Raw genomic sequence first — 1,055 nt, forward strand, 5'->3', positions numbered from 1 at the left:
TGGCGGTCGCATGTTGAGCGCCTGGTGCGGGCGTGTGTGGTTGTATTGTCTGAGCCAGCCATTGATGACGACTTGTGCCTGTTTGGTGGTGGCGAACCACTCTGCGTTGAGAACCTCGCGGCGCAATGTGCCGTTGAAGCGCTCGTTGTATCCGTTCTCCCAAGGTGACCCGGGATAGATCCTGATGGGCTCTACGCCGATGCGCTGGAGCCAGGTCTTGAAAGCTTCAGAGGTGAACTCGGGTCCGTTGTCGCTTCGAAGGTGTTCCGGTTTGCCGTGGCGCAGGAAGAGCCCGTAGAGGACCTCCAGAACATCATTGGCAGTCATCCTTGTGCGAACCTCTACAGCCAGTGCCTGGCGGGTGTACTCGTCCAGCACGGTCAGCATTTTGTAGGCGCGGCCATTACTCAGCTTGTCGTGCACGAAGTCGACGCTCCAGACATGATTGGGATGGGTCGGCCGGAGCCGAATGATCGAGCTGTCGTGGTGGTAGAGCCGCTTGCGCTTCTTGTGGCGCTGAGGTTGCTGCAGCCCTTCTTCACTCCAGAGCCGCTCGACCTTCTTGTGGTTCACGCGCCAGCCTTCGATCCGCAGCAGTTCGAGAACCTTGCGGTAGCCGTAGCGACCATAACTCTTGGCAAGGCGGATCATGGCGAGCCGCAGATCATCATCGTTCTGCGGGGCAGCCCGATACTGCATCGAGCTACGCGCGAGGCCGATTACCCGGCAGGTCCGCCGCTCTGACGTGGCGAGCTTCTGGCGGGTGTGGATGACGGCCTGACGAAGCTGCTCCGTCGTCAGGCCCTGGGCTTTAGGTGGTTCAGGCTTTCCTTCAGGATCAGCTTGTCCAGCTCAAGTTCCGCCACGATCTTCTTCAGCCGGGCGTTCTCCTTCTCAAGGCTGCGCAGCTCCGACAACTGTGACCGCGCCATCCCGCCGAAGCGCCGACGCCAGTTGTAGTAGGTTGCATCGCTGACACCGACGGCGCGGCATGCTGTCTGCACATCACTGCCCTCCGAAAGCTTCAGTTCAATCTCACGCAGAAGCTTCAGGAC

At 60.2% G+C, this 1,055-nt stretch carries 1 protein-coding gene; it reads right to left on the bottom strand.

From position 1 onward, the window contains the following. A protein-coding gene (locus AB2B41_RS23305) for an IS3 family transposase (protein ID WP_420014327.1) occupies positions 1 to 1,055 on the bottom strand; the annotation gives its coding sequence in 2 pieces (ribosomal slippage) (positions 1 to 822 and positions 825 to 1,055; 1,053 coding nt annotated over the 2 pieces). This gene is flagged as partial in the annotation.

Source organism: Sulfitobacter sediminis (assembly GCF_040811725.1).
GTDB lineage: Bacteria > Pseudomonadota > Alphaproteobacteria > Rhodobacterales > Rhodobacteraceae > Sulfitobacter > Sulfitobacter sediminis.